We start from the raw sequence: 24,342 nt of genomic DNA on the forward strand, positions 1-24,342 counted from the left end.
AATGCCCCGGCTTTCTTTTACCTGTCTGAAACCCTTGTCAGCGATCAGTTGGCGATAGCGGCCGCCTGAGCTTTCTTCTCGGTATCTTCTGCGGTGTCCAGCGTCATGCGATACAGCTTCGGTGCAGTCAGCATCATCAGGATGGCGATCACGGCGGTGGCGATACCGATCTGCATAAACACGTGGCTGTAGATAGCCAGTGAAGCGTGCGCATCGTTGATGTTGGCAGGCACGGCAGTCAGCCCCGCGACCTTACCGGCAATCAGCGCAGCAGCAGCCGTGGTCAGGAACCAGGACCCCATGATAAAGCCCATCAGGCGTTGTGGCACCAGTTGCGCGACCATTGCCAGACCCAGACCGGAGATCATCAGCTCGCCGATACTCTGCAGTGCATAACTCAGGATTAGCCAGTTAACCGAAACGATGCCCTGTTCATTGGCGAAGCTGGCACCCCATGGCAATACCAGGAAAGCGCCGGAGCACAGGATCATACCGAAAGCGAACTTGTGTGGCATCGGCAGACGGTCACCCATCTTGTTATACAGTGCTGCCAGAATCGGGCTGGCCAGCATGATCCAGAACGGGTTCAACGCCTGATACTGCTCAGGTTCGAATGCCAGGCCCAGGATGTTGTGCTCAACGTTATGGATAGCGAAGAAGTTCAGTGAGGTTGGCATCTGGGCGTACAGCACGAAGAACACCACTGCTTCCAGCATCAGCAGGAAAGCAACGATCATCTTGCGGCGTGCCGCACCGTGCAGAGCAAAGGCTTCCTTGGCGAACACGATCACGATACCGATGGAAATAAGCGCCAGCGCCCAGCGAGCTACCACCTGGTTGTGCAACAACCAGCTTGAAAGGGCGACCAGCGCAACCACGCCAACCAGCACCATCAGCAGTTTCTGCACTTGCAGCGGTTTAAAGTCAGGCTTGGAACCGTGATTCTTCACCCACTTGTGGCAAACCATAAAGTTGACCAGGGTGATCAGCATGCCCACCACGCTCAGTGAGAACGCGACGCTCCAGCCATATTTCACTGCCAGCCAAGGCGTGGCCAACATCGACAGGAAAGACCCGATATTGACGGACATATAGTACATGGTGAATGCACCGTCCAAACGCGGATCGTCTTTCTCGTAGCAGGTTGACAGCAGGGAGGACGGGTTGGCTTTGAACAGACCACTACCCACGGCGATGGTCGCCATCCCCAGATACACCCAGAAAATTTCATGGCCGGAGTAGGCCACCATGGCATAACCGACGGCCAGCACCAGCGCACCCAGCACGATCACGCGCTTGGAGCCCAGCACTTTATCGCCGAGCCAGCCGCCGATGGCAACGAAGCCATACACCAGCGCACTGAAGGAGGAGAACAGGGTAATGGAGTCGGCTTCGCTCAGGCCAAGCATCTTGACCAGATAAACCGCCATGATGCCTTGCAGGCCGTAATAACCAAAACGTTCCCAGAGCTCGATGGAGAAGATCAGGTAAAACGCCTTAGGCTGTTTGAAGGCGTTGAGACTGACGCTTTCAGGATGTTCGCTGTTGTTGTTTGCAGTTGACACTGGTACCTCTGATTTTTCACTGCCCCGACTCAGAAAGACGGGAAATTGCAAAAGGTGATGCAGGACTGCATCCTTCTGCGTTGTTATAGGATGGGATGACGGCGGTTAATGTTCACTATCTTTGTCAACGAGGCAAGACGTTTGTCATATCCTGTTACATATAACGCTCGTGAAGTGAAACGACCATGTTACAAATGTTATGCAGCATTAACTTTCGACTTTGTTTGCTTTGCCGAGTTTTTGTTTTGATTAAAAGGGATACAGAATTTAAACAGTGAGATATTCTGCTGTAATGACTTTTAATGGTTCATATCAATAGGTGTGGTGAATAATCCATTGGATTGTTGTGCATATGGCGGCTTTTGTAAAATTATAGAAATTTGAGAAAACGGCCCTGACGGTTGTGACGACAATGTGATCGTCAAAACGTGAGGTTTACCGCAATTTTTGACTAATTTTTCGCTTGAAAATAAGCGAGAAGTGAGTTTTTCACTGAAACCCGTGGAAACACCAAGGTTACTGCTGCTTGATATCACATTTCCGATAAAAAATAGGTCAGTGCGGTGGGGACCCGAAACGGGGTGCTGCGTTGCACCCATCGGGTTCAGGCGTCGGGATAAACTTTCTCTTTAAACTCGCAGAGGTCTTCAATCATGCAGGAACCGCAGCGGGGTTTACGCGCGATGCAGGTATAGCGGCCGTGCAAGATCAACCAGTGGTGGCAGTCGACCTTGAATTCGGCCGGCACCACCTTCAGCAGTTTCTCCTCCACCAGATCGACGTTCTTGCCCGGTGCGAAATTCGTGCGGTTACAGACGCGGAAGATATGGGTATCGACGGCAATGGTTGGCCAGCCGAAAGCGGTATTGAGCACCACATTGGCGGTTTTGCGGCCAACGCCGGGCAGGGCCTCCAGCGCAGCGCGGTCTTCCGGCACCTCGCCGTCGTGCAGTTCCAACAGCATACGGCAGGTTTTGATCACGTTCTCGGCCTTGCTGTTAAACAGGCCGATGGTCTTGATGTAGCCTTTAACGCCGTCGACGCCCAGTGCCAGCATGGCGGCCGGCGTATTGGCCACCGGATAAAGCTTGGCGGTAGCCTTGTTGACGCTGACATCGGTCGCCTGTGCAGAAAGCAGCACGGAGATCAGCAGCTCAAACGGCGTGGTATACACCAGCTCGGTGGTCGGGTGCGGATCGTTATCACGCAGGCGGGTAAGAATTTCCAACCGTTTTTGCTTGTTCATTACGCTTTCTCTGCCTGTCCTTGTCCCTGCGCCGGTTCAGCCCGTAACGCCCTGGCCGTGCGCGCTTTCATCCTTTCATCAATCAGGTATTTTACCGCCAACAGCAGACCCAGGCCAATAAAGGCCCCCGGTGGCAGCATTGCCAGCAGGAAAGGGCTGTCGAAGTGAACCACCTCAATACGCAGTACCTTGGCCCAACTGCCCAGCAGCATGTCGGCCCCGTCGAACAGGGTGCCGTTGCCCAGCAGTTCGCGCATTGCACCCAGCGTCACCATCACGCCGGTGGCGCCCAGACCAATAGCCAGGCCATCCAGAGCGGACAGGCCGACCGGTTTTTTAGAGGCCACCGCTTCGGCGCGACCGACCACGATGCAGTTGGTGACGATCAGCGGGATAAAGATCCCCAACGACTGATAAAGGCCGAAGGCATAGGCATTGATTAACATTTGCACGATGCTCACCGCAGCCGCGATGATCATCACGTATATCGGGATGCGCACTTCATTCGGCACCCAGCGGCGCACCGCAGATATCGAGGTATTGGTCAGTATCAAGACCAGCGTGGTCGCCAGCCCCAGACCGAGGGCGTTAGTGACGGTGGAGGTGACGGCCAGCAGCGGACACATCCCCAGCAGTTGCACCAGCGCGGAGTTGTTCTTCCACAGCCCCTGGACAATCAGATCTTTGGCTTCACTCATTCGCTGGCTCCACAGGCAGGTAAGCTATCAAGTTTAGGCGGCAGCGTTTCCATATACAATGTCGTACGCCGAACGGCGTTGACCACGGCGCGCGGTGTGATGGTCGCGCCGGTGAATTGGTCGAACATACCGCCGTCTTTCTTCACCGCCCAACGTTTATCGTCCGGGCCGTCGATCTTTTTGCCGCTGAAGAACGAGATCCAGTTCGAGATACGCAGTTCAATTTTATCGCCCAGCCCCGGGGTTTCGTGATGTGAGACGACCCGGGTACCCAGCACGTTACCGTTGAAATCGGCACCAACCAGCAACTGAATGGCGCCGGAGTAACCGTCCGGTGCGGTGGTTTCCAGTGCGGCTGCGGTGGGTTGACCGTTTTTGCGTGCCAGATACAAACGGTGCGGCGAGCCATTGCCCAATGCCGGATCGCTGACCAGGAAACACTCGGTCTGCATGTTGTTGTCGTAGTGTTCCGGTGGCACCACCTGATCAAGCAGCGTTTTTTGTTGTAACGCCGCCTGATGGGCGATGGTGTTCTGCGTCAGGCTATGAACTACCGCAGTCAGGCCGGTGGTCACGGCGGCAAATACCGCAAGCGTGGTGCCATGCTTTCTCATTGAATTTAGCATCATGGCTCCTTAGCGATGGCCATACACGCGGGGCTGCGTGTAGTGGTCGATGAGCGGAACGGTAATGTTGGCCAGCAATACCGCGAAGGCCACGCCATCCGGATAACCGCCGTAAACGCGAATCAGCCACACCAGCACGCCCACCAATGCGCCGTAAATCAGGCGACCTTTCGGGGTGGTGGAGGCGCTGACCGGGTCGGTGGCGATAAAGAACGCACCCAGCATGCTGGCGCCGGAGAACAGGTGGATCAGCGGCGAGGCCTGCTGCGCCGGATCAAGCCACCAGGCCAAACCTGAGCACAGGGCGATGGCCGCCAGCATACTGAACGGGATCTGCCAGTGGATCAGGCGACGGCCCAGCATAAACAGGCCACCGGCCAGGAAGCCCAGGTTAACCCATTGCCAGCCGATACCGGCCAATGCACCACCGAACAGCGGTTGTTGCAGTACCTGCTCAACGCTATGGCCGCTGCGCAGGCCGGTTTTGAAGCCGTCCAGCGGGGTGGCCTGGCTGATGCCGTCGATGCCCATTTGCAGTTCATGGATGGTGGCACCCTGACCGGTATGACCGCTGAAAATGGCCAGCAGGGTATCCTGGAACGACAGCGCGGTGGCGCGCAGCTCATCCGGCGGCAACCAACTGGTCATCTGCACCGGGAAGGCGATCAGCAACACCACGTAACCGACCATCGCCGGGTTGAACGGGTTTTGCCCGAGACCACCGTACAGCTGTTTGGCGATGACGATGGCAAAGAAGGTGCCGATGACAATCATCCACCAGGGGGCCAGCGGCGGCAGGCTGATCCCCAGCAGCAGGGCGGTCAGCAGGGCGGAGTTATCCGCCAGTCGGGTCCGTACCGGCAGCTTGCGTAGCGCAAGGATAGTGCCTTCTGCCAACAGGGCGACGATCATTGCCAGCGCGGTCTGAACCAGCGTGCCATAGCCAAAAAACCATACCTGCGCAGCGATACCGGGAATGCAGGCCAACATCACCCACAGCATGATACGGCTGGTGCTTTGCTGGTTATGGGTGAAGGGGGAGCTGGCGATGTGCAAGCCTTTGGCGGCTGTGGGTTGTACCGGCCTGAACTTCATAGAATAACTGTACCTATCTTTGCCGGACATCGGCAGGTTCAACGCGCCTCTCAGCGGAGACGCAGGAAAAATTATAGCGCTGCATTCTACCTGAATCACCGCAAGGGTAATACGTCTTAATGGTAGGGTTATTAGCCTTATAGCACGGGGTGTACGCTGTGGTTTGAGCGTCATATGGCGCGATCGGATTTTTTTTGCTGATAAAATCGGGTTAGTTTGGTGATGCAGCTGTAAACTGTCGGCATTAACTCCCGGCGCATAACGATAACCGCTGGATTAACATGGTATTTTTGGTTCGTTTTTTCGCACAAAATAACAACTTTTACATAATCTATGTGGGTTATTATCCCGAGTATTATTGAGTTAGTGAATGTAAATAATGACAAATGAAGATGTCTTTTTTATTGAAGAATTGATTGAATGGGTTGAGATACATCTGGAAACACGGCCAAACCTGGATGAAGTCGCGCGCATTTCCGGCTACTCCAAATGGCACCTGCAACGCAAGTTCAAACGTATCACCGGTATTCAGCTCGCCACCTATATTCGCTCACGTATCCTGACGCGTGCCGCAGTGGCGTTGCGTATTACCCACCGTTCCATCATCGATATTTCAGACGAACTGGGCTTCGATTCCCAACAAACCTTCACTCGCATGTTCAAACAGCGTTTCGACACCACGCCTAACCGTTACCGTTCGATGGAAAGGTGGGACGTGAAGAATTTGATGCCGCGTTTCAGTTTTGATGCCAACTTTGCGGCCGATTACTACCCAGAGATCAAACGCCTGACGCTGCCCGATATGCAGCTTGTGGGTTACTCGCGGCAGTTGGATTTTGCCGGAGAGACGGAGATTGAACATTCGTCCTGTATGGCGATGAAGGACGAGATCTTTACCGATTTTTTCCGTGGGTTGAATGTGGATTGCCGCCGGGTGTACAGCATCCATTCTGTCCGTAATCGGGGAGGTAACGAATGTTCGGCGACTCATATCATGGCGGTGGATCCTGAGAACAAAAAGGATATTCTGTCGGGCTACCAGATCGACGATATTCCCATTGCCGGGCGTGAATATATCTCTATCAATCATTTGGGGACTGCCAAAGAATGCTCGCAGTTCTTTGCCTATCTGAGTACTCATGTGATGCCGGGGTTGCGTCATGAAGTACAGGGGAGCGTGGAGATGGAAATTATTCAAACCAAGGAATGGAATCAGGACTCGAAGATGCGCCAGATTGACGTTGATTACACCTACCTGATTTCTATCGATTAGTAGGCTGCGTCCCTCAAATGACCCCAGCGGTGCTGACTTATCATTGAGGGACACAACCTGTGCCGCCTTGCTTCCTGCAAGGCTTCTGCATTAATTACTCTTTATCCGTATCCGCCGTGGTCAGGCTTTGTGCCGCTTTTTTGGCTTTGACGCGGGCGATGGCTGCCGCCACTGCCGCCTTGCGCGGATCTTCTTCCGTTACCGCCGCGGGTGGCTCGGCCGGGGTTTCCACCGCCGTCTGCTGTGCGGCTTTCTTGGCTTTTGCGCGGGCAATGGCTGCTGCCACTGCCGCCTTGCGCGGATCTTCTTCCGTTACCGCCGCTGGTGACTCGGCCGGAGTGTCCACCGTCGCCGCCTGCTGTGCGGCTTTCTTGGCTTTAGCGCGGGCAATGGCTGCTGCCACTGCGGCCTTGCGCGGATCTTCTTCCGTTACCGCCGCGGGTGACTCGGCCGGAGTTTCCACCGTAGTCGCCTGTTGCGCGGCTTTCTTGGCTTTGACGCGCGCCAATGCTGCCGCCACTGCCGCCTTGCGCGGATCTTCTTCCGTTACCGCCGCTGGTGACTCGGCCGGAGTGTCCGCCGTCGCCGTCTGCTGTGCGGCTTTCTTGGCTTTAGCGCGGGCAATGGCTGCTGCCACTGCCGCCTTGCGCGGGTCTTCTTCCGTTACCGCCGCTGGTGGCTCGGCCGGAGTGTCCGTCGCCGCCTGTTGCGCGGCTTTCTTGGCTTTGACGCGCGCCAATGCTGCGGCCACTGCCGCCTTGCGTGGATCTTCTTCCGTTACCGCCGCTGGTGACTCGGCCGGAGTATCATTCGTAGTCGTTTGTTGTGCGGCTTTCTTGGCTTTGACGCGTGCCAGTGCAGCGGCCACCGCCGCTTTGCGTGGATCTTCATCTTCGCTAGCCGATGCCGTTACCGGTGCTACAGCAGTTTCCTGCTGTGCACGTCGTTCACGCGCCTGTGCCTTGCGGGCCTCGCGGGCAGCGATCATCTCGCTGTTGTCCGGTGCATCGCCGCTGATGGTGCCGGTCGCCGGTGCTGTGTTTTTACTGCGAACCCGAGCGAGGGCGGCCTGAACGGCATCCTGATCGCCATCGGTCAGCTTGACCGCCGCTTTCTTATGGCGCTCTTCACGCGCCAGTTTTTCACGTTCCAGGCGCGCCAGTTTGGCTTCGTAACGTGCCTTGGCTTCGGCGGTGCGAGCGGCTTCCTGATCGATGGCTTTGATCTCGGCCTTTTCCTGGCGGTAGTACTGCACCAGCGGGATATTGCTCGGGCAGACAAAGGCGCAGGCACCACATTCAATGCAGTCAAACAGATTGTGATTGCGGGCTTTCTCGTGCTCTTCGCCGCGGCTGAACCAGTAAAGCTGTTGCGGTAACAGGCCTGCCGGGCAGGCGTCAACGCACAAACCACAGCGAATACAGGACTGCTCCGGCTCCTGCGGTGCCATTTCGCTGACCGACGGTGCCAGAATACAGTTGCTGATCTTGACGATCGGTACGTTGAGTGCGGGCAGGGTAAAGCCCATCAGCGGGCCACCCATCACCACCATTTGCTGAGCCTGCGGCTGGAAACCGGCAAATTTCAACAGGTGCTGTACCGGCGTGCCGATGCGCGCCCACAGGTTGCCCGGTTGGCTGAGGGCCTCACCGGTCAGGGTCACCACGCGCTCGATCAAGGGTTCGCCGTCGACAATCGCGCGCTTAATGGCAAAGGCGGTGCCGACGTTCTGCATCAGCACACCGATAGCGGAGGAGTGCTTGCCGTGCGGGACTTCTTTACCGGTCAGGATCTTGGTGAGCTGCTTGGCGCCGCCAGAAGGGTATTTGGTCGGAACCACCCGCAGAGCGATGCCGGGCTGGTCGCGCAGTGCCAGTTTCAAGGCGGCGATCGCTTCGGGTTTATTGTCCTCGATGCCAATCAGCGTGACCTTGGGTTGCAGCAGGTGGCGCAGGATCTGCGTACCTTCAATGACTTGATCGGCATGTTCCTGCATCAAACGGTCATCGGCAGTGATATATGGCTCGCATTCTGCGGCGTTGAGGATCAGGGTTTCCACCCCGTTCATGCCGCCCTGCAGCTTGCTGGCGGTCGGGAAACCGGCACCGCCCAGTCCAGCGATGCCGGCCTGATGAATACGTTGGATCAACTCGCTGGTGGCCAGTTGACGGTAGTCTGCCACCGGTGCACGCTCGCACCAGCGGTCTTCGCCGTCTGGCTGAATGATCACGCACAGTTCCGCCAACCCGGAAGGGTGAGCGGTGATATGCGGTGTGATGGCGCTGACAGTTCCTGAAGTCGGTGCGTGCACCGGTACGGTACGGCCCCGACCGACGGTCAGCGGCTGGCCTTTCAGCACCGGGTCGCCGACCTTGACGCACAGTTCGCCTTCCGGGCCCAAATGCTGTTGCAGTGGGATCACAAAAATATCGGGCAGTGGGGCGGTACGCAACGGCACGCCGCTGGACAGGGTTTTCATTTCCGGCGGATGGATCCCGCCGTCGAAATCCCAAATCCGGTCTTTTTTGAAGGCGGCGAACAGATTAAGCATGTTGCTCCACGTGGATCACTTGCACCGGGATCGTCTTCATGTCCCACTTCCAGTTGGCGGTAGTGGTGGCGACCGGTCTCATTTCAATACAGTCGGTAGGGCACGGCGCAACGCACAGGTCGCAGCCGGTACAAAGGTCGGTAATGACGGTGTGCATGGCGCGGGTAGCCCCGACGATGGCGTCCACCGGGCAGGCCTGAATGCACTTGGTGCAGCCAATGCAGTTGGCTTCGTCAATGTAGGCCACCTGGCGCACCGGTTCGACGACGGCTTCGCTGCCCAGGGGTTGCGGCTCGACGTTGAGCAATTCGGCCAGCTTCAGCATCACCTGCTCGCCACCCGGCGCGCATTTGTTGATCATCTCACCGTTGGCGACCGCTTCGGCATAAGGACGACAGCCGGGATAGCCGCACTGGCCACACTGGCTCTGCGGCAGGATCTCGTCGATCTGCTCGGCCACCGGATCTTCTTCTACTTCAAAACGGCGTGCGGCAAAGCCCAGCACCAGCCCGAACAGCAGTCCAAGGGCACTTAACGCAGCAATCGCAATCCATAACGCGGTCATTAGAATTTCACCAGCCCGGTAAAGCCCATAAAGGCCAGCGACATCAGCCCGGCGGTGATCAGCGCGATGGAAGAACCGCGGAAGGGTGCAGGCACGTCGGCAACCGCCAGACGTTCACGGATCGCGGCGAACAGCACCATCACCAGCGAGAAGCCCGCGGCGGCGCTGAAGCCATATACCGCAGACTGCAGGAAATTGTAGCCCAGGTTGACGTTAAGCAACGCAACGCCGAGCACCGCACAGTTGGTGGTGATCAGCGGCAGGAAAATGCCCAGCAGGCGATACAGCGCCGGGCTGGTTTTGCGGACCACCATCTCGGTGAATTGCACCACCACGGCGATCACCAGAATAAATGACAGCGTGCGCAGATACACCAGATCCAACGGAACCAGAATAAAGGTATTGATCACCCAGGCGCTGACGGAGGCCATCGTCATCACGAAAGTGGTGGCCATTCCCATACCAATGGCACTTTCCAGCTTCTTGGAAACGCCGAGGAACGGGCACAGGCCAAGGAACTTCACCAGGACGAAGTTATTCACCAGTACGGTGCCGACAAACAGGAGCAGGTATTCGGTCATTGCGATGCCTAAAAAAATAAAAGCCGCCTATTATCGGGAATTGGCGGCCTGATCACAACATAGGGAAAGCAGGGTTATTGCCCTTTTTGCCACTTTTTGCCCATTTTTGTTGAATATTTACACAACCAGGCCCTATGAATTTCAAATCGCAGCTAGGCGCCCAGCTCACTCATCCCCAGGCGCTTACTTAAGTAAGTAACTGGGGTGAGCGAGTGCAGGTAACAACGCTGCGGTTTGAAAGGCGACGGGCCATATTTATGTACAACGTGGTTTAGTTCTCGGTGAAGGTGCCTTTGACTCGCTTGGAACGCTTCATATAGGGCACCAATAATGCCGCCATCAACAGTGGCCAGCCGAGACTGCGTACCGCCAATTCATCCGGCACCGGCGCAAAGGCAAAGGCTTTCACCGCCAGCAGCACGGTAATCAACAGCCACAGCAGGAACAATTTGGGGAACCGTTGTGCGCGGTGGCAGAACAACCACAGCAGCCACAGGGTAAAGCACCACATCGCCAGGGTGGTCAGCACCGAGAAATACCACTGCATGCTAAACGCCTGGGCGTTGGTGAGCAGATATTCGCGCGATTCCGGTACGAAAATCGCCATGCCATACAGGAGCAGCATCAGACTGGCGCTAAGCAGGGTGACAATCAGATAGGCCATCGGGGCCAGCAACCAACCGCCAATACGGGTGTATTCAGCTTGAGACATAAACGGCTTCCTGGGTAAGACATGATCCAATGTGACAGCCGCATAGCTTAGCGGGTAATGCAGGCTTCGTCATCAATATCAAACGGATGGTCGGACTCAGGCGGGGGGGTGCAGCACGTTTGGCTACCGACAGCCCAATGTGCTGCCGGTAGCCGGCCGATTAACGGCGGTTAAGTTGATAGTAGGCTTCGTTCCAGCGCAGCTCGTTTTTGAACGACGGCAGGGTGGTATCCTGATCGATTAACAAGAACTCGATGTTATGCATTTCGGCATACAGCCGCAGCATATCGGCATCCAGCGCCTGCGAGAACACCGTATGGTGCGCGCCGCCTGCCAGGATCCAGGCTTCGGCCGCAGTCGCCAGGGTGGGTTGGGCCCGCCAGATGGCACGGGCCACCGGCAATTTGGGCAGCGGATGCGGCTGTTCCACGGTATCCACCTGATTGACCAGCAGGCGGAAGCGATCCCCCATGTCGATCAGGCTGGCATTGACGGCCGGACCGGCAGGTGTCGAGAAAATCAGTCGCGCCGGGTCGGCCTTGCCGCCGATACCGAGCGGTTGAATATCCAGCAGCGGCCTGGATTCTTTGGCGATCGACGGGCAGACCTCCAGCATGTGCGAGCCGACCACCAGATCGTTACCCGGCTGGAAATGATAGGTGTAATCCTCCATAAACGAGGTCCCGCCGTGCAACCCACCGGCCATCACTTTCAGGATGCGCAGTAACGCTGCGGTTTTCCAGTCGCCTTCGCCGCCAAAGCCGTAGCCTTGCTGCATCAGGCGTTGCACTGCCAGCCCCGGCAATTGCTTCATGCCGTGCAAGTCTTCAAAGTTGGTGGTGAAGGCCTGAAAGTGACCCTGTTCGAGGAAACGTTTCATCCCCAGTTCGATGCGCGCCGCGTCAATCAGGTTTTCACGTTTTGCGCCGTTGATTTTCGCCGCGTCGCTCAGCACATAGCTGGCTTCATACTCTTCAATCAGCGTATCCACATCGCCACGGCTAACTTCATTGATCACGCTGACCAGGTCGCCGATGCCATAGGCATTGACCGAGTAGCCGAACTGGATCTGTGCGCCAACCTTATCGCCATCGGTCACCGCAACCTCACGCATGTTGTCGCCAAAACGTGCCACTTTCAGTTGCTGACTGGCCTGCTTGGCGGTGGCGACTCGCATCCATTGGGCAATGCGTCGGTGTGCCTCGGGATCCTGCCAGTGGCCGGCAATCACGCTGTGCTGTTGACGCATACGGGCGCCGATAAAGCCGAACTCACGGCCGCCGTGGGCGGTCTGGTTGAGGTTCATAAAGTCCATATCCATGCTGTCCCATGGCACCTGGGCGTTGAACTGGGTATGGAACTGCAGCAGCGGCTTGTGGAGCACGGAGAGCCCGGCGATCCACATTTTTGCCGGTGAGAAGGTGTGCAGCCAGGCCAGAATGCCAACGCACTGTGGCTGATAGTTGGCGTCACGGCACAGGGCGGTGATTTCATCCGGCGTGGTGACCAGCGGTTTCAGCACCAGTTTTACCGGTAACCCGGCTTCGCGGTTGAGGCTTTCCACCACCTGTTCGGCGTGCGCCTTGACCTGCTGCAGGGTTTGCGGGCCGTACAGGTGCTGGCTGCCGATGGCGAACCAGACTTCGCGCTGCTTGAATGCGTCCATTAAAAACTCCTGAATTGTGTATTGGGACTTGACTTGCTGAACCGCTGATTAGGATCGATACCCAAATAATTGGAGTTGCATCGCGGCGGCAACCAAGCGCATCCCCGGGAGCGTACAAGTAGTACGTAACCGGGGGCAGCGCCGGAAGCCAACAAAGATGCAGCTTCAAGTATGCAGGGTATAGCGCGGCTCGGCGGCCTGGCACCACTGTTGATAGCGTTGGTAAAGCTGTTGGTAGCGAGCGACGTGTTGCGGGCTCGGTTGCAGGGTGCGTTCGATACCGCAGGCCATCTGGCGCTGGGCTTCGGGCACGCTGCCAAATTGACCGGCGGCCACGGCGGCGAAGATCGCTGCACCCAGCGCGCAGCACTGATCGGAAGCAACGATTTGCAGCGGCCGGTTCATGACGTCGGCGCAGACCTGCATGATCGCTGGTGATTTACGCGCAATACCGCCCAGCGTCAGCACGTTATCGACCGGAATATCCTGCTGTTCAAAGCACTCCATAATCGCGCGGGCACCAAAGGCGGTGGCGGCGATAAATCCGCCGAACAGCGTCGGCGCATCGGTACCGAGGTTCAGATCGGCGATCACGCCTTTCAGCCTCTGGTTGGCGTAGGGGGTGCGGCGGCCGTTAAACCAGTCCAGCACCACCGGCAGATGATCCAGTGACGGGTTTTCAGCCCAGGATGCGGTTAGCGCCGCCAGCAGGCCGGCTTCAATCTGTTGTAGCTGGGCTTGCAGTTCAGGCTGATTTTTCGCGGCTTCGCGCAGTGGCCAGCTCAGCAGGCGGCTGAACCAGGCGTACATATCGCCAAAGGCCGACTGGCCTGCTTCCATGCCGATCATTCCCGGCACCACGCTGCCATCGACCTGACCGCAGATCCCCTCGATGGCGCGTCCGTCCACCCGCTGACGATCGGCGATCAGAATGTCGCAGGTGGAGGTACCAATCACCTTCACCAGAGTGTAAGGCTGGGCACCGGCACCGACGGCACCCATATGGCAGTCGAAAGCGCCGCCGGACAGCACCACCGTGGCGGGGAGCCCGAACCGTGTCGCCCATTCGGCGCTCAGGGTGCCTACCGGCAGGTCGGCGGTGTGGCAGTCCTCAAACAGCGGCCAGGGCAGATGTTCAACCAAGAGCGGATCGAGTGCGGCAAAAAACGCCTTCGGCGGCAGGCCACCCCAGTCCGGGTGCCACAGGGTTTTGTGGCCGACGCTACAGCGCCCGCGTTTTAACTGATGCGGCGCGCAGGTACCGGACAGCAGCGCCGGTACCCAATCGCAGAGTTCAACCCAGGAGGCGGCGGCCTGACGGACTTCGGCGTCCTGGCGCGTGACGTGCAGGATCTTGGCCCAGAACCACTCAGAGGAGTAAACGCCGCCGATATAGCGGGAATAGTCGGGGAATTCGCCGCTGCGGCACAGCCGGTTGATGGCGTCTGCCTCTTCAATGGCGGTGTGATCCTTCCACAGCACAAACATGGCATTCGGGTTGTCGGCAAACTCCGGGCGCAGTGCCAACACCTGGCCTTGCTCGTCGATCGGCGCCGGCGTGGAGCCAGTGGAGTCAACGCCGATACCAATCACCTGTAGCCGCTGCTGCGGTGACATGCGTTGTACCAGACTGACGATCGCCTGTTCCATGGCTTCAATGTAGTCGAGCGGATGGTGGCGGAAACGGTTCTCCGCCGCATTGCAGAATTCGCCGCGTTGCCAGCGGGGGTAATAGACCACTTCGGTATCCAGCTCAGTACCCTTATGGCAATCGACCGCCAATACCCGCACCGAGTCGCTACCGAAGTCCAGTCCCAGGGCAATAGCACCTGCCGTCATGATGTTGACTCCTGATGTGTTAATACGCTGTGACAACCATAGGAGCCGAAGCGCGGTGCAGGTGAGGAGCCGTTAGCTGGAAGTATGCACTTTTCTGCTTCCCGCAGTGGTTTTGTGACGGCTGTCATAAGTTATCGCTTGGCGGAATTCGCTAAATATATGCACATATCAGCTGTATTCCACGGATGTGATAGCGCTCTACATTTCAGTAACAAATACCCGCTAAAACTTATGCCGTCTTACCCCCGTTGTGGATGAATGCCGCGAGATAAGCGCCACACCGACAACGGATACCCTAATGATAACGTTTTCACCGCGAGCGGGTTTCGTCGCCACAGAGAACAAAATAGCGGAGAGCATCATGCATAAATTCACTAAGACGCTGGCGACACTGGGGCTGGCGGCCGTTATGTCACATTCAGCTATCGCCGAGACCATGAAGCTGGGTTTTTTGGTCAAGCAACCGGAGGAACCCTGGTTCCAGACCGAATGGAAGTTTGCCGACAAGGCCGGTAAGGATCTCGGTTTTGAAGTGATTAAAATCGCCGTGCCGGACGGGGAGAAAACCCTCAATGCCATCGACAGCCTGGCAGCCAGCGGGGCCAAGGGTTTTGTTATCTGCACGCCGGATCCGAAACTCGGCTCGGCGATTGTCGCCAAGGCGCGCAGTTACAACCTGAAAGTGATCGCCGTGGATGATCAGTTTGTCACTGCCAAGGGCAAGCCTATGGACAGCGTGCCGTTAGTGATGATGGCCGCCACCAAAATCGGTGAACGTCAGGGCCAGGAACTGTGGAAAGAACAGAACAAGCGTGGCTGGAAATTACCGGAAACCGCGGTGATGGCGATTACCGCCGATGAACTGGACACTGCCCGTCGCCGCACCGGTGGCTCGATTGCCGCGCTGAAAGCGGCCGGCTTCCCGGAAAAGCAGATTTATCGGGTACCGACCAAGTCTAACGATATCCCTGGGGCGTTTGACGCTGCCAACTCGATGCTGGTGCAGCATCCTGAAGTGAAAAACTGGCTGATTGTCGGCATGAACGACAACACCGTACTGGGTGGCGTACGCGCTACCGAAGGCCAGGGCTTCAAGGCACCGAACGTGATCGGCATCGGTATCAACGGGGTGGATGCCGTCAGCGAGCTTTCCAAAGCGCAGGCCACCGGTTTCTACGGGTCGCTGCTGCCAAGCCCGGATATCCATGGTTACAAGAGCATCCAGATGCTGCATGACTGGGTCGAAAAGGGCGTAGAACCGCAGAAATTTACCGAAGTGACCGACGTGGTGCTGATCACCCGCGACAACTTTAAGACCGAACTGCAGAAAAAAGGCCTGATGTAATTAGCGAGCCGCCCACAGCAGGTTGTCGGGCGGCATTTTTAACTGCTGGAGGAGTGCACTATGACCGCCGCACTGCCATATTTGGCGTTTAAAGGCATCGGTAAAACCTTCCCGGGCGTGAAGGCGCTGGATGACATCAGCTTTAGCTGTCAGGCCGGGCAGATCCACGCCCTGATGGGGGAAAACGGTGCCGGGAAATCCACGCTGCTGAAAATTCTCAGCGGTAACTACGCGCCGACCCAGGGGGAAATTCAGTTACAGGGGCGATCGGTGCAGTTCGCCAACACCACCGATGCGTTGAATGCCGGGGTGGCGATTATCTATCAGGAACTGCATCTGGTGCCGGAAATGACGGTGGCGGAGAACATTTATCTTGGCCAACTGCCGACCAAACGCGGGCTGGTGGATCGCAAACTGCTGCGCTACGAATCCCGATTACAGTTGGAACATCTTGGGCTGGATATTGATCCGGATACGCCGCTGAAATACCTGTCGATCGGCCAGTGGCAAATGGTGGAAATCGCCAAGGCGCTGGCGCGTAACGCCAAGGTGATTGCCTTTGACGAACCGACCAGTTCGCTGTCCGCCAGAGAGATTGAGCAATTGTTCCGGGTGATCCGTGAATTGCGCGCCGAAGGGCGGGTGATCCTGTATGTCTCGCACCGTATGGAGGAAATCTTTGCCCTCAGCGACGCCATCACCGTGTTTAAAGATGGTCGCTACGTGCGCACCTTTGACGATATGCAACAGGTGGATAACGCGCAGTTGGTGCAGGCGATGGTCGGGCGTGACCTGGGGGACGTGTATGGCTATCAACCGCGTGAGCTGGGGCCGGTACGTCTGGCGCTGGAAGGGCTGAAGGCGCCGGGGGTCAAAACGGCGATCGACCTGAGCGTGCGGGCCGGCGAAATCGTCGGACTGTTCGGCCTGGTCGGTGCCGGGCGCAGTGAGCTGATGAAGGGCATCTTTGGTGCCACCCGAATCAGTGCCGGTCAACTGGTGCTGGATGGACAAGCCATTGCTATTCGTTCACCGATTGACGCTATCCGCGCCGGTATCATGCTATGCCCGGAGGATCGCAAGGCGGACGGCATCATCCCAGTGCATTCGGTACGCGACAACATCAACATCAGCGCACGGCGTAACAGCATTCGTGCCGGTTGCCTGATCAACAACGGTTGGGAGGCCAGCAATGCCGAGCATCATATCCGTGCATTGAATATCAAAACGCCGAGTGCTGAGCAGTTAATTATGAATTTGTCCGGCGGCAACCAGCAGAAGGCCATTCTGGGCCGCTGGCTGTCGGAAGAGATGAAAGTGATCCTGTTGGATGAACCGACACGCGGCATTGACGTCGGTGCCAAGCATGAAATCTACCACGTGATTTACCAACTGGCGCAGCGGGGCATTGCCGTGCTGTTTGCCTCCAGTGACTTGCCCGAAGTGCTGGGATTGGCGGACCGCATCCTGGTGATGCGTGAAGGCGCGCTGTCCGGCGAATTACACCATGACGAGGCCAGCGAGGAAAAAGCCCTCAGCCTGGCGATGCTGCGCACCCCTGATATAGCCCCTGATGCCGCTGCGGCGGTGGCCTGATGGTGAAGGAGAAAGAGATGTCGACCATAACGACCCATTCTGTGAAAAAACGCAGCGGCCTGGGGCTGGCGCGAATTTGGGACAGCTACGGCATGCTGGTGGTGTTCGCGGTGCTGTTTATCGCCTGCGTGCTGTTTGTGCCCAACTTTGGTTCTTTTATCAATATGAAAGGGCTGGGGCTGGCGATCTCCATGTCCGGCATGGTGGCCTGCGGCATGCTGTTTTGCCTGGCCTCCGGGGACTTTGATCTGTCGGTCGCCTCGGTGATTGCCTGCGCCGGGGTGACGACGGCGGTAGTGATCAACATGACCGAAAGCCTGTGGATCGGCGTGGCGGCTGGTCTGTTACTGGGCATGGTTTCCGGACTGATTAACGGCTTTGTTATCGCCCGGCTGAAAATCAACGCGCTAATCACCACCCTGGCCACCATGCAGATTTTCCGCGGGCTGGCCTACATTATCTCCGACGGTAAAGCGGTGGGGATTGAGGACGAACGCTTCTTCGCACTGGGTTACGCCAACTGGCTGGGGCTGCCGGCACCGATCTGGATCACCGTCGCCTGTCTGATCCTGTTCGGTTTCCTGCTCAATAAAACCACCTTTGGCCGCAATACGCTGGCGATTGGCGGTAACGAAGAGGCTTCGCGGCTGGCCGGGGTGCCGGTAGTGCGCACCAAAATCGTGATCTTTATGCTGTCCGGGCTGGTTTCCGCTGCCGCCGGCATCATTCTGGCTTCGCGCATGACCAGCGGCCAGCCGATGACCTCAATCGGCTATGAGCTGATCGTGATCTCCGCCTGCGTGCTGGGTGGGGTGTCATTGAAGGGCGGCATCGGCAAAATCTCCTACGTGATCGCCGGTATCCTGATCCTGGGCACGGTGGAAAACGCCATGAACCTGCTGAATATCTCGCCGTTCTCACAGTATGTGGTGCGCGGTGTGATCCTGCTGGCCGCGGTAATTTTCGACCGTTACAAACAGCAGGCTAAACGCAGCGTTTAAATTGCCAGCCCTGCTCACAGTTCTGTTATCGGCCCGGGCAGTAATCCGCCGGGCCGCTAAGCTAGGATTGATATCCAAGCTATAAGATTGCCGGGAGGACCGATGTATCATCGCATGGCACAGGAACCGCAACCGAACCCGCTGTTGCCGGGTTACACCTTTAACGCTTATCTGGTGGCGGGGCTGACGCCGATCATGGCGGATGGCCCGCTGGATTTCTTTATCGATCGCCCCGGCGGCATGAAGGGCTATATTCTCAACCTGACCATCAAGGGCCAGGGCAAGGTGTTTGACGGTGAAGATACCCTTTACTGTAATCCGGGCGATCTGCTGCTGTTTCCGCCCAAGGCGGCGCATTACTATGGCCGTTCACCGGACAGCGACTGTTGGTATCACCGTTGGGTGTATTTCCGTCCGCGCGCCTACTGGGCCGACTGGCTGGAATGGCACAGCAAAACCCATGAGGTGGGGCGGCTGACTCTGCCAAACAATAACCTGCTGCTGGAGTTTGACCGGCTGTTTGCCAATATCGAACAGACCCAGCGTTCCGGCCGCCGCTTTGCCGAAGAGTTGGGGATGAACCTGCTGGAACGACTGCTGTTGCGCGCGATGGAGGAAGATCCGCTCAGCCCACAGAAAATCATGGATCCGCGGGTGATCGAAGCCTGCCAGTTTATTACCGGCAATCTGGCCGGCGAGTTGCGAATTGACGAGGTGGCACGCCATGTCTGCCTGTCGCCATCGCGGTTGGCGCATCTGTTCCGTGAGCAGGTGGGCATCAATATTCTGCGTTGGCGAGAAGACCAGCGGGTGATCCGCGCCAAGCTGCTGTTACAGACCACACAGGAGTCGATCGCCACTATCGGCCGGGTGGTGGGCTATGACGATCAGCTCTACTTTTCCCGGGTGTTCCGCAAGCGGGTGGGTGTCAGCCCGAGTGATTTCCGGCGCCGCAGCCTGGAGATAAATTATCCCGCCAGAAATCAGCGCGATCAGCCTTATATGACGGTCACCAATTAACATTAAATTTACTTCTTGTTCCTGCCTGCGTCATGGTGTCAAATCTGATGGGTCTATTGCGAGCCAGTAAGAGGAAACACCATGGCAGAAAAAATTCGGGTTGGGCTGGTCGGTTACGGCTATGCCAGCAAAACCTTTCATGCGCCGCTGATTGTCGGCACCCCAGGCGTAGAGCTGGCTGCCGTTTCCAGCAGTGATGCCGGTAAAGTGCACGCCGACTGGCCGTCGATGACGGTGGTCAGCGATCCGCAGGCGCTGTTTAACGACCCCTCTATCGATCTGATCGTCATTCCTACCCCCAACGATACCCACTTCCCGCTGGCACAACAGGCAATGGCCGCCGGTAAGCACGTGGTGGTGGACAAACCGTTTACCGTGACGTTGTCACAGGCTCAGGAGTTGAAACACCAGGCGGAGCAGAGCGGCAAGCTGTTGTCGGTATTCCACAACCGTCGCTGGGACAGTGATTTCCTGACGCTCAAGGCGCTGCTGAAAGAAGGCGTGCTCGGCGAGGTGGTTTACTTCGAGTCTCATTTCGATCGCTTCCGGCCGGAGGTGCGTCAGCGCTGGCGTGAGCTGGGCGGCGCGGGCAGCGGGATTTGGTACGATTTGGGGCCGCACCTGATCGATCAGGCGTTGCAATTGTTCGGCAAGCCGGAAACGCTGTTTGTCGATTTGGGCGAACTGCGTCCGGGCGCACAGTCGGTCGACTATTTCCACGCGGTGCTTAACTACGGTCAACGTCGGGTGGTGCTGCATGGCACGGTGTTGGCGGCGGCAGAAACCGCGCGTTATATCGTGCATGGCACCCAGGGCAGCTTTATCAAATTTGGCCTGGATCCGCAGGAAGACCGGTTGAAGGCAGGTGAGCGCCTGCCGCAGGCTGACTGGGGTTACGACATGCGCGACGGTGTGGTGACGTTGTCACGTGATGGCGTGCTGGCGGAAAAACCGCTGCTGAGTATTCCGGGCAATTATCCCGCTTATTACGCGGCAATCCGCGATGCGATTAACGGTGAGGGTGAAAACCCGGTGCCGGCCGCCGATGCCATCCAGGTGATGGAATTGATCGAGCTGGGCATTGAGTCTGCCAAACAGCAAAAGGCGCTGCCGGTAGCCTGACCGCCAGGCTGCTTATCCGGGTTCGGCTGACCGAACCCGCCTAACTTCTCGAGGTATCCGGATCCATGTCCTGGTTGCAACGTCTGCGCATTGATAAATTTTTGCTGGTCTTGATTCTGGTGGTGATCGTCGCCTCGGTTTTCCCCTGTGAAGGGGTATGGAAAACCTTCTTTGATCGCCTGACCACTGCCGCCATCGCGCTGTTGTTCTTTATGCATGGCGCCAAGTTGTCGCGTGAGGCGATTATCGCCGGGATGGGCCACTGGAAGCTGCATCTGGTGGTGTTTCTCAGCACCTTTGCCTTGTTCCCGCTGCTGGGGCTGGCGATGAATCTGATGGTGCCGGGGCTGATGACACCGACGGTGTATATGGGTTTCCTCTACCTGTGTGCGCTGCCGGCGACGGTTCAGTCGGCCATTGCCTTTACCTCGGCGGCGGGCGGTAACGTGGCGGCAGCGGTTTGCAGTGCTTCGGCATCCAGCATTCTCGGCGTTTTCCTCTCGCCGTTGCTGGTGGGCGCGCTGATGCATACTCAGGGTGGCGATACTGATGTATTGCACGCCATTGGTTCGATCATTTTGAAACTGATGGTACCGTTTGTGGTGGGGCATTTGGCAAGGCCGTTGATCGGTAAATGGGTCGATCGCCACCGCAAGCTGATTAATCTCACTGACCGGTCATCGATTCTGCTGGTGGTGTATACCGCCTTTAGCGCCGCGGTGGTCGAAGGCATCTGGCACAAGATTGACGGTTGGTCGCTGCTGACTATTTTGGTGATGTCATTGGTGTTACTGACGGTGGTGCTGATTATCAATACCTATGCTGCACGTTGGCTGGGATTCAATACCGCGGATGAGATCACCATTGTGTTCTGCGGTTCGAAAAAGAGCCTGGCGAACGGCATTCCGATGGCTAACGTGCTGTTCCCGGTGGCGGCGGTGGGTGCAATGGTGCTGCCATTGATGATATTCCATCAGGTACAGTTGATGGTGTGCGCCGTGCTGGCCCAGCGCTATGCGCGCAAAACCGCCAAACAACGCGCAGAAGTGCTGACGGCAAAGTAAAAAATGGGCGCGGTATTATTGTTTCCAGTGAACTGAGTAACTCGTTATTAGGGAGAGCGTGCCGAAGGGGTCGTAGCGGCTTTAGCTGCCGACCAATTTGCCGGGAGCAAATTGGAACGACTTTCAGTCGGCCCGGAGGGTGGGACACACGGATGTGTCCCATAATAGCCCCTCGGTGCGCTAGGCCCGGGTATCTCGACCTTCAAGACAACGTTAATGGGCGCTAAATCGCGCCCATTATTCAATGCAATCAGCCGCGAACTTTATCGCGCAAAGCCTGTTTTTCCTGCTCGCTGAGGAACGCCATTTTCAGGCCGTTTTCCTGAGCGGTGCGGATCTCCGCCGGTGTCAGCCCGGCCTGTGGTGCTGCCACCCGGTATTCGTGTTCAATTTCGATACCCTGAACAGCCGGATCGTCGGTGTTGATCGACGCCATGACGCCGTGGCGCAGGAACTTCGCCAGCGGATGCTGTGCCAGAGAAGGCACGGTGCTGGTCTGAATGTTGGACGTCAGGCAGGACTCGATGCCAATGCCGTGCTCCGCCAGGAAGTCCATCAACGCCGGATCTTCAATCGCTTTCACCCCGTGGCCAATACGCTCGGCGCCCAGCTCGCGGATTGCCTGCCAGATGCTTTCCGGACCGGCTGCTTCGCCTGCGTGTACGGTGATGCGTAATCCGGCGTCACGGGCGCGGTTGAAGTGGTTGAGGAACAGGCCACCTGGGAAGCCCAGTTCGTCACCGGCCAGATCCAGCGCGGTGATGCCATCGCGGTGTGCCAGCAGGCCTTCCAGCTCTTGCAAACAGGCCGCTTCGCCGAAGGTGCGGCTCATGATGCCGATCAGGCGCACATCAATGCCAAAATCACGGGAGCCGGAACGAATGCCATCAATCACCGCTTCCACCACTCCAGCCACCGGCAACTGGTGCTTCATCGCCATGTAATACGGCGAGAAACGCAGTTCGGCATAGTGCAGACCGGCGTTGGCCGCATCCTCGACGTTTTCGTAAGCTACGCGGCGGCAGGCTTCCAGGTCGCCCAGCACGGCGACGCCCCAGTCCAGCTTTTGTAAAAAGCTGACCAGATCCGGTTCGGCATGGGTAATTTGCACGTGTGGACGCAGCGCTTCCAGTTCGTCGGCAGGCAGGGCAAGGTTAAACTGACGGCCCAGATCGAGAATGGTTTGCGCACGGATGTTGCCGTCGAGGTGACGGTGGATGTCGGTCAGCGGTAGGCGGGAGTCAATCATGATGTGCACTCGTTAGTTTGTTGTAGGTAAAGTGCAGATCAGTATAAAAACAAAATGATGAAAATTGCCATTTCGTTGCATAAAAAAGTGATGAAAATCACATTAATTGCGGGTGGTGCCGCATTTTCAGGCGAGTGCGGGAGAGAAATACCCCCGCGACCTGGCAGGCAAACGGCGGCCAAACCTCATCAACCCACCCTCAGTTTAGTGATATTTTCATCGTCGTTATCGGCTACGCCGTGCAGTGCCAGCCAATCTGCAATCTTGCCGATCTCCAGCGGCAGTGCTTGATCAACGCGGATCACCGGACCAATGGCCATCGGCATGGCGCGTTCGGCCAGCGCCCGCAGCTCAGGCAAGTATTCTGCGCCGGGATGGCCAGCAGAGCGCTGGCCAATACGGGCAGCATAGCGATCGGTCGCCAGTTCAGCGGAGATCTGGTTCCACACCTCCAAAACCTGGACCACGCCCGCTTCGCGCAGATATTGACGCAACAGTTCTCTGGGCTGAAAGCCGAACCAGGCATCGATAATGTAGATACAGCGCGACGGAGCCTGCGCCACCGTCGACCAGACCGCCTGATAGGCGGCGTAGCCAAGCCGACGGTTAAGCTCACGATCCACGTTGTCCAATCGGGCCATAAAAGGCTCTTTGATGCCGTCGAGGCTCAGATAAGGCAAACCAAAGTGCTGCGCCAGCGCACGGGCGAGGGTGCTCTTGCCAGAAGCCGGAATGCCATTAACCAAAATAACGGTTTTACCACCGTTGTCAGTGAGCACAGTCATAGGATTTCTACCACCTCTTGCCACAGTTTGGCGGCGCGCAGCTTATCGAGCCGTTGTTTATTATCGAGCAACTCGACAATCGCCCGGATACCTTCTTCAATATGTCGGTTGCTGTCCGTCGCGCCGAACAGGATGACGATGTCAGCCTTTTCACTGTCCTGAAAGGTAATCGGCTGCTCCAGCAATACCATACTGAAGCAATTTTTGATCACGCCACACTCAGGCCGCGCATGGGGGATGGCAATACCCTCGTCAAACACATAATAAGCACCATGGGCCAGCGTATTGCTGATCACCGCCTGATAATAGGAGGGGTGAATATAGCCGTTATCGACCAAAGGCTGCGCCGCCAGCTCAATCACTTTTTTCCAGTCCGTTTCCTGCACGCCGACCTGTATTGCGCCGGCCTCGATCAACAGTTGTTTAATGGTCATCATGTTCCCTCAAAGAGACTTCCTGATAATATTGCGCAGCTCGTCAATCTTGATAAAAACCGTATCGATATGTTGGCGATGGTTTTTATTTTTGGCATAAATCTTTAATGCTCGATTATAGGTCAGCATTAAGGTTTTATGTATTTCGCTATTGGTCGGCGTGGCCGCCAACTGCTGCTCCAATACGCTTATTTCGGCTGATATATCATTGGCTTCAGCATCATTTTGCACATCGGGCGCGGCCTTTTTATTTCGCTTCAATTTCATAAAATCAAGCATAATATTCTCCAGCCCCGACGGGCGCCGGGG

The 24,342-nt window shown here is 57.1% G+C and carries 22 protein-coding genes; 7 read left to right on the top strand and 15 right to left on the bottom strand.

What is annotated here, in order from left to right:
• Nucleotides 1–44: 44 nt before the first annotated feature.
• The 5 genes from dtpA to rsxD all read right to left on the bottom strand — a co-directional run bounded on the left by dtpA (nt 45) and on the right by rsxD (nt 5,230).
• A complete protein-coding gene (gene dtpA, locus QOT07_RS11420; protein ID WP_099061845.1) occupies nt 45–1,565 on the bottom strand; it encodes a dipeptide/tripeptide permease DtpA in 1,521 nt (506 codons plus the stop codon).
• A gap of 604 nt (nt 1,566–2,169) precedes the next feature.
• Nucleotides 2,170–2,811 (bottom strand): endonuclease III, encoded by a 642-nt coding sequence (gene nth / locus QOT07_RS11425; RefSeq protein WP_099061846.1) that lies wholly within the window; start codon nt 2,809–2,811, stop codon nt 2,170–2,172.
• Nucleotides 2,811–3,509, bottom strand: a complete 699-nt coding sequence (locus tag QOT07_RS11430) for an electron transport complex subunit E (RefSeq protein ID WP_099061847.1) — start codon at nt 3,507–3,509, stop codon at nt 2,811–2,813. Before QOT07_RS11430 ends, nth begins: the two co-directional genes overlap by 1 nt.
• Nucleotides 3,506–4,135, bottom strand: a complete 630-nt coding sequence (rsxG, locus tag QOT07_RS11435) for an electron transport complex subunit RsxG (RefSeq protein WP_283604348.1) — start codon at nt 4,133–4,135, stop codon at nt 3,506–3,508. Before rsxG ends, QOT07_RS11430 begins: the two co-directional genes overlap by 4 nt.
• A 9-nt stretch (nt 4,136–4,144) precedes the next feature.
• Complete coding sequence (rsxD, locus tag QOT07_RS11440; RefSeq protein ID WP_099061849.1) at nt 4,145–5,230, bottom strand: electron transport complex subunit RsxD; 1,086 nt, start codon at nt 5,228–5,230, stop codon at nt 4,145–4,147.
• Between the two features lie 379 nt (nt 5,231–5,609).
• Between rsxD and QOT07_RS11445 the strand changes: the two genes are divergently transcribed.
• On the top strand, nt 5,610–6,503 hold the full coding sequence (locus tag QOT07_RS11445; protein ID WP_099061850.1) for a helix-turn-helix domain-containing protein: 894 nt from the start codon (nt 5,610–5,612) through the stop codon (nt 6,501–6,503).
• 94 nt (nt 6,504–6,597) lie between these two features.
• Here the strand turns inward: QOT07_RS11445 and rsxC are convergent, their stop codons facing one another.
• The 6 genes from rsxC to QOT07_RS11475 form a co-directional block, all read right to left on the bottom strand.
• A complete protein-coding gene (gene rsxC / locus QOT07_RS11450; protein ID WP_283603138.1) occupies nt 6,598–9,054 on the bottom strand; it encodes an electron transport complex subunit RsxC in 2,457 nt (818 codons plus the stop codon).
• Entirely contained in the window at nt 9,047–9,619 is a 573-nt protein-coding gene (gene rsxB / locus QOT07_RS11455) for an electron transport complex subunit RsxB (RefSeq protein WP_085116623.1), read from the bottom strand. The genes rsxC and rsxB overlap by 8 nt, the downstream gene beginning before the upstream one ends.
• Nucleotides 9,619–10,200, bottom strand: a complete 582-nt coding sequence (gene rsxA, locus QOT07_RS11460; protein ID WP_085116624.1) for an electron transport complex subunit RsxA — start codon at nt 10,198–10,200, stop codon at nt 9,619–9,621. Before rsxA ends, rsxB begins: the two co-directional genes overlap by 1 nt.
• A 271-nt stretch (nt 10,201–10,471) precedes the next feature.
• On the bottom strand, nt 10,472–10,912 hold the full coding sequence (locus QOT07_RS11465; RefSeq protein WP_099061852.1) for a DUF2569 domain-containing protein: 441 nt from the start codon (nt 10,910–10,912) through the stop codon (nt 10,472–10,474).
• A 160-nt stretch (nt 10,913–11,072) separates the two neighbouring features.
• The gene (gene araA, locus QOT07_RS11470) at nt 11,073–12,578 is read right to left on the bottom strand and encodes an L-arabinose isomerase (RefSeq protein WP_099061853.1); all 1,506 of its coding nucleotides are present in this window, start codon (nt 12,576–12,578) and stop codon (nt 11,073–11,075) included.
• 165 nt (nt 12,579–12,743) lie between these two features.
• A complete protein-coding gene (locus tag QOT07_RS11475) occupies nt 12,744–14,417 on the bottom strand; it encodes a ribulokinase (RefSeq protein WP_283603139.1) in 1,674 nt (557 codons plus the stop codon).
• Between the two features lie 361 nt (nt 14,418–14,778).
• Between QOT07_RS11475 and QOT07_RS11480 the strand changes: the two genes are divergently transcribed.
• The 6 genes from QOT07_RS11480 (at nt 14,779) to QOT07_RS11505 (ending at nt 21,565) form a co-directional block, all read left to right on the top strand.
• Entirely contained in the window at nt 14,779–15,762 is a 984-nt protein-coding gene (locus QOT07_RS11480) for an arabinose ABC transporter substrate-binding protein (RefSeq protein ID WP_085116628.1), read from the top strand.
• A 60-nt stretch (nt 15,763–15,822) separates the two neighbouring features.
• Complete coding sequence (araG, locus tag QOT07_RS11485) at nt 15,823–17,358, top strand: L-arabinose ABC transporter ATP-binding protein AraG (protein ID WP_129938031.1); 1,536 nt, start codon at nt 15,823–15,825, stop codon at nt 17,356–17,358.
• Between the two features lie 17 nt (nt 17,359–17,375).
• A complete protein-coding gene (gene araH / locus QOT07_RS11490) occupies nt 17,376–18,359 on the top strand; it encodes an L-arabinose ABC transporter permease AraH (RefSeq protein WP_112347485.1) in 984 nt (327 codons plus the stop codon).
• A gap of 102 nt (nt 18,360–18,461) precedes the next feature.
• Nucleotides 18,462–19,379: an arabinose operon transcriptional regulator AraC gene (gene araC, locus QOT07_RS11495; RefSeq protein ID WP_283603140.1), complete on the top strand. Its 918-nt coding sequence runs from the start codon at nt 18,462–18,464 to the stop codon at nt 19,377–19,379.
• A gap of 81 nt (nt 19,380–19,460) precedes the next feature.
• Nucleotides 19,461–20,501 (top strand): oxidoreductase, encoded by a 1,041-nt coding sequence (locus QOT07_RS11500; RefSeq protein ID WP_099061857.1) that lies wholly within the window; start codon nt 19,461–19,463, stop codon nt 20,499–20,501.
• A gap of 65 nt (nt 20,502–20,566) precedes the next feature.
• Nucleotides 20,567–21,565, top strand: coding sequence for a bile acid:sodium symporter family protein (locus QOT07_RS11505; protein ID WP_261284468.1), 999 nt, complete (start codon nt 20,567–20,569; stop codon nt 21,563–21,565).
• Nucleotides 21,566–21,815: 250 nt separating this feature from the next.
• Here QOT07_RS11505 and add read toward each other — a convergent pair whose 3' ends face one another.
• The 4 genes from add to QOT07_RS11525 form a co-directional block, all read right to left on the bottom strand.
• Complete coding sequence (gene add / locus QOT07_RS11510; protein ID WP_207977059.1) at nt 21,816–22,814, bottom strand: adenosine deaminase; 999 nt, start codon at nt 22,812–22,814, stop codon at nt 21,816–21,818.
• A gap of 188 nt (nt 22,815–23,002) precedes the next feature.
• Nucleotides 23,003–23,599: a P-loop nucleotide/nucleoside kinase family protein gene (locus QOT07_RS11515; RefSeq protein WP_283603141.1), complete on the bottom strand. Its 597-nt coding sequence runs from the start codon at nt 23,597–23,599 to the stop codon at nt 23,003–23,005.
• The gene (locus QOT07_RS11520; protein WP_207977234.1) at nt 23,596–24,033 is read right to left on the bottom strand and encodes a PTS sugar transporter subunit IIA; all 438 of its coding nucleotides are present in this window, start codon (nt 24,031–24,033) and stop codon (nt 23,596–23,598) included. The genes QOT07_RS11515 and QOT07_RS11520 overlap by 4 nt, the downstream gene beginning before the upstream one ends.
• 9 nt (nt 24,034–24,042) lie before the next feature.
• Entirely contained in the window at nt 24,043–24,312 is a 270-nt protein-coding gene (locus tag QOT07_RS11525; RefSeq protein WP_219016078.1) for a hypothetical protein, read from the bottom strand.
• Nucleotides 24,313–24,342: the final 30 nt, after the last annotated feature.

It is taken from the genome of Serratia proteamaculans (assembly GCF_949794035.1).
Classification (GTDB): Bacteria; Pseudomonadota; Gammaproteobacteria; order Enterobacterales; family Enterobacteriaceae; genus Serratia; species Serratia proteamaculans.

What these genes read in the sequence shown, in the direction of transcription:
- nth (WP_099061846.1), bottom strand. Translation starts at nt 2,811, where the DNA reads ATGAACAAGCAAAAACGGTTGGAAATTCTTACCCGCCTGCGTGATAAC.
- rsxD (WP_099061849.1), bottom strand. Translation starts at nt 5,230, where the DNA reads ATGAAGTTCAGGCCGGTACAACCCACAGCCGCCAAAGGCTTGCACATC.
- rsxA (WP_085116624.1), bottom strand. Translation starts at nt 10,200, where the DNA reads ATGACCGAATACCTGCTCCTGTTTGTCGGCACCGTACTGGTGAATAAC.
- araH (WP_112347485.1), top strand. Translation starts at nt 17,376, where the DNA reads ATGTCGACCATAACGACCCATTCTGTGAAAAAACGCAGCGGCCTGGGG.
- rsxC (WP_283603138.1), bottom strand. Translation starts at nt 9,054, where the DNA reads ATGCTTAATCTGTTCGCCGCCTTCAAAAAAGACCGGATTTGGGATTTC.
- QOT07_RS11520 (WP_207977234.1), bottom strand. Translation starts at nt 24,033, where the DNA reads ATGACCATTAAACAACTGTTGATCGAGGCCGGCGCAATACAGGTCGGC.
- araA (WP_099061853.1), bottom strand. Translation starts at nt 12,578, where the DNA reads ATGGACGCATTCAAGCAGCGCGAAGTCTGGTTCGCCATCGGCAGCCAG.
- QOT07_RS11480 (WP_085116628.1), top strand. Translation starts at nt 14,779, where the DNA reads ATGCATAAATTCACTAAGACGCTGGCGACACTGGGGCTGGCGGCCGTT.
- rsxB (WP_085116623.1), bottom strand. Translation starts at nt 9,619, where the DNA reads ATGACCGCGTTATGGATTGCGATTGCTGCGTTAAGTGCCCTTGGACTG.
- rsxG (WP_283604348.1), bottom strand. Translation starts at nt 4,135, where the DNA reads ATGCTAAATTCAATGAGAAAGCATGGCACCACGCTTGCGGTATTTGCC.
- add (WP_207977059.1), bottom strand. Translation starts at nt 22,814, where the DNA reads ATGATTGACTCCCGCCTACCGCTGACCGACATCCACCGTCACCTCGAC.
- QOT07_RS11525 (WP_219016078.1), bottom strand. Translation starts at nt 24,312, where the DNA reads ATGCTTGATTTTATGAAATTGAAGCGAAATAAAAAGGCCGCGCCCGAT.
- QOT07_RS11475 (WP_283603139.1), bottom strand. Translation starts at nt 14,417, where the DNA reads ATGACGGCAGGTGCTATTGCCCTGGGACTGGACTTCGGTAGCGACTCG.
- QOT07_RS11505 (WP_261284468.1), top strand. Translation starts at nt 20,567, where the DNA reads ATGTCCTGGTTGCAACGTCTGCGCATTGATAAATTTTTGCTGGTCTTG.
- QOT07_RS11515 (WP_283603141.1), bottom strand. Translation starts at nt 23,599, where the DNA reads ATGACTGTGCTCACTGACAACGGTGGTAAAACCGTTATTTTGGTTAAT.
- QOT07_RS11445 (WP_099061850.1), top strand. Translation starts at nt 5,610, where the DNA reads ATGACAAATGAAGATGTCTTTTTTATTGAAGAATTGATTGAATGGGTT.
- QOT07_RS11465 (WP_099061852.1), bottom strand. Translation starts at nt 10,912, where the DNA reads ATGTCTCAAGCTGAATACACCCGTATTGGCGGTTGGTTGCTGGCCCCG.
- araC (WP_283603140.1), top strand. Translation starts at nt 18,462, where the DNA reads ATGTATCATCGCATGGCACAGGAACCGCAACCGAACCCGCTGTTGCCG.
- QOT07_RS11500 (WP_099061857.1), top strand. Translation starts at nt 19,461, where the DNA reads ATGGCAGAAAAAATTCGGGTTGGGCTGGTCGGTTACGGCTATGCCAGC.
- araG (WP_129938031.1), top strand. Translation starts at nt 15,823, where the DNA reads ATGACCGCCGCACTGCCATATTTGGCGTTTAAAGGCATCGGTAAAACC.
- QOT07_RS11430 (WP_099061847.1), bottom strand. Translation starts at nt 3,509, where the DNA reads ATGAGTGAAGCCAAAGATCTGATTGTCCAGGGGCTGTGGAAGAACAAC.